This is a genomic window from Paenibacillus sp. TAF43_2 (genome assembly GCF_052113545.1).
GTDB lineage: Bacteria > Bacillota > Bacilli > Paenibacillales > Paenibacillaceae > Pristimantibacillus.
In genome coordinates this window covers 1-2,783 of record NZ_JBFRDK010000331.1, presented here as the reverse complement: position 1 = coordinate 2,783, position 2,783 = coordinate 1, and the positions used below count along the sequence as shown (strand labels likewise).

3 protein-coding genes and 1 tRNA gene are annotated in these 2,783 nt (G+C 44.3%); 2 read left to right on the top strand and 2 right to left on the bottom strand.

The window, feature by feature from the left end; all coding sequences use genetic code 11:
• The first annotated feature begins 74 nt into the window (after positions 1–74).
• Together AB4Z17_RS33010 and AB4Z17_RS33005 are read left to right on the top strand one after the other, a co-directional pair.
• Positions 75–149, top strand: a tRNA-Gly gene (locus AB4Z17_RS33010).
• An 81-nt stretch (positions 150–230) separates the two neighbouring features.
• Positions 231–827 (top strand): AAA family ATPase, encoded by a 597-nt coding sequence (locus AB4Z17_RS33005; protein WP_441964634.1) that lies wholly within the window; start codon positions 231–233, stop codon positions 825–827.
• A gap of 38 nt (positions 828–865) precedes the next feature.
• On the opposite strand, the gene AB4Z17_RS33000 is transcribed toward AB4Z17_RS33005, so the two are convergent.
• Both AB4Z17_RS33000 and AB4Z17_RS32995 read right to left on the bottom strand, forming a co-directional pair.
• On the bottom strand, positions 866–2,248 hold the full coding sequence (locus AB4Z17_RS33000; protein ID WP_441964632.1) for a DUF5808 domain-containing protein: 1,383 nt from the start codon (positions 2,246–2,248) through the stop codon (positions 866–868).
• 10 nt (positions 2,249–2,258) lie between these two features.
• Positions 2,259–2,654, bottom strand: a complete 396-nt coding sequence (locus AB4Z17_RS32995; protein ID WP_441964630.1) for a GntR family transcriptional regulator — start codon at positions 2,652–2,654, stop codon at positions 2,259–2,261.
• Between the last annotated feature and the right edge of the window lie 129 nt (positions 2,655–2,783).

Here is a 2,783-nt window from a genome sequence, read left to right as displayed (position 1 = left end):
AGCCAAGCGGTAAGGCAACGGACTTTGACTCCGTCATTCTCAGGTTCGATCCCTGAATCCCCAGCCATTTATATGCGGAAGTGGCTCAGCGGTAGAGCATCGCCTTGCCAAGGCGAGGGTCGCGGGTTCGATTCCCGTCTTCCGCTCCAATTTTACACATCCAAAACACCTTGCAATGCAGGGTGTTTTTTTGTTATGAATAAGACATTAATAATGATGAGGGGTTCGCGATGCGCAAATTAGTATTTTTTGTAGGCGGTGCAGGAGCAGGCAAGACGACATTGGCAAAAGCGCTGGCGAAGAGGCGCAGTGTGGCCATTATAGATATGGATACGGTGCTTAGGCCGGCAGCTGTTGCGCTCATGACGCAGGCAGGACTTGATCCGAATGACCGGGATTCAAATCTCTATAAGAAACTGTGCCGCGATTTAGGTTATCGCATTACGATGGATGCTGCACTTGAGAATATTGCTAATGACGGCGATATATTTGTAATCGGGCCCTTCACGAAAGAAACAGAGACCCCGGACTGGATTGAGCAGGAGCTCTTCGCAATCGGGGCCTCTTTATCAGACGTTGAGGTAAAGGTCGTATTCGTTTATCTCCGTGACGACAAGGTGCATTATGAACGAATTGTGCAAAGGGGATCTATACTCGATCAGTATAAGCTGGACAACTGGAGCGAGTTTAGTCCGTCTTTAGTGAGGAGAGAGCTGAAATGGAACATTCCAGCATCCTCAGTGCTTTATTTTGACAACTCCACCCCTCTGAACGAGCACTCTTTAGCATCTCTGGATCAATTCGTGTATGGTGGAGACGCGTTCTAATAGCACGAACATAACAGCAGTTGAGTACCGTATTAGCATTAAAGCTTACTAGCCGTTAGTTGTTCGAAAAGCTCCTTCGTTCTGGCGGCGTCTTTCTCATTAAAAATAACGGTTAAGCCGTCAAGCTGCATGGTTATGTACGGCGGTGAGTTTTTAAATACATATAGCTTGGCAGCACCCAGCTTCTCTAAGGAAAAGTTGCCGCGGGCATATTCCGCTGTCGCTGTGCCATTTGTTCTAAATCCGCTTGGGAGCGTTTCTTCAAGCGCAATTCCCTTAACGTCACTTAAATTAAAGCTGTAATCATATAAAGGATAATCGATGGACACGATACCGTCCTCTTTAATAGTTAGAGTAGGAGCCGTATTGTCAGATTGCACAATAAAAGCAGTCAAAGGAATGACGATCACAAGGGCAAGCACGATGCCGCCGTATTGAATCCATTTTCCAGCCCGGGTTGCCATATTGACCGTTGTTCCAATTCCAACACGCTTAGGAACCATGATCGTTTGATCATCCGGGTTGTAGTAAGTAGAGCCATTAATCCAGTAGTGGTCGTCATCGGCTACAATACTTTGGCCGTCTGTTTCGGCAAGGCTTTCTTCAACCGCCTGTATCTTGTTATGTACAAAAAAGATGCTGCACAGCGGCAAGAGGGATACCATGACAATACCAATCATCCACTGCGTAAAGCTTAGCGAGCTCCCCTGTGTTAAAATCATATAGGCAACAAAAGCATTAATGCTCTCAAAAACAGCAAGGCTAGGCCAAAGCATGGACCAATAACGACGTGCTGCGCGGTTAATAGCGGCGTTGATGTCGTGGTTTTTGCTGTATACCTTCGTCTTCATTTTGCCAAAGGCAGTGTAAATGACGAATAAGATCGCTGTCATCGCAAGTGAGGCAATCCCGGTCATTTTTAAGAGAACGTCGCTGTTAAACAAGGAAACGATAATTGGGACGACAGATAATAGAGCAGGAATTAGGAACCAATAGGGAGAAACAAGCATCGATTTTTTGAGCTGCGTTACTTTGGTATCGATACGGATCACTCGTTTTTCTCCGACAAACCATTGTTTATCCCGTTTGAGAGCAGCGGCTTTATGATGGATTTTGTTGAAAGGAAGTTTGGATGTATACAAAAAAATTGCAAACCAAAGCAGCATGTAAGTAAAGGCTAATGAAAAGTATTTATCGAGCAGGAAAAAAGGCACTAAGGTTATTAACGTAATGCCAGCATACGAAAAATATGATTTTTTATATTTTTCTTGAAGCTGCTTCATTTCTGCATCCTCGAAGGCATGTGCAGGAAACGTAACGCCAAACAATATATGATTGCTTGGTACGGCTTGCTTCAAAAACATAACAAGAATAGTGATGTAGGCAATAGCTGCTGGAACGATTAAAATAATATTGTTCATGAAAGGTCTCCTATTCTGGCAGGGGATGATTTTTGCTCATTGCGGCTTTAAAGATGTTCGAGCAAATGTGCATAAATTGTTCTTGCTCGATACCTTTGAGACTAGCCTCAGAAATAACAAGCTTTAATTCATGCTCCAGCTTTTGGCTAAAATCGGYTTGCTTGCTCCATTCGGTGCGTACCTTGGCCCCATGACGGCGATCAATAGATATGTATCCCTCGTTTTTGAGAAGGGCATAGGCTTTGTTCACGGTCATGGCATTTACCCCTAAATCATCAGCGAGCTGTCTTACCGTTGGCAATTTCTCCCCATAATTGAGTCCGCCTACGCCAATTCCGATGACAATTTGGTTGCGGAGCTGGACGTAGATCGGTATATCACTGTTGTAGTCGAGCGTCATAATCATTGGATCACCCCTAGCAATAAAGTATCATTTGTATTAGAGATGTTAATACAGATTATACAAAATGTCAAAATGCGGCTGAATCATTTGGACAGGCAGTCCCTGGCATGGCTATAATAAACAGAAGAAGAC

What these genes read in the sequence shown, in the direction of transcription:
- AB4Z17_RS33000 (WP_441964632.1), bottom strand. Translation starts at nt 2,248, where the DNA reads ATGAACAATATTATTTTAATCGTTCCAGCAGCTATTGCCTACATCACT.
- AB4Z17_RS33005 (WP_441964634.1), top strand. Translation starts at nt 231, where the DNA reads ATGCGCAAATTAGTATTTTTTGTAGGCGGTGCAGGAGCAGGCAAGACG.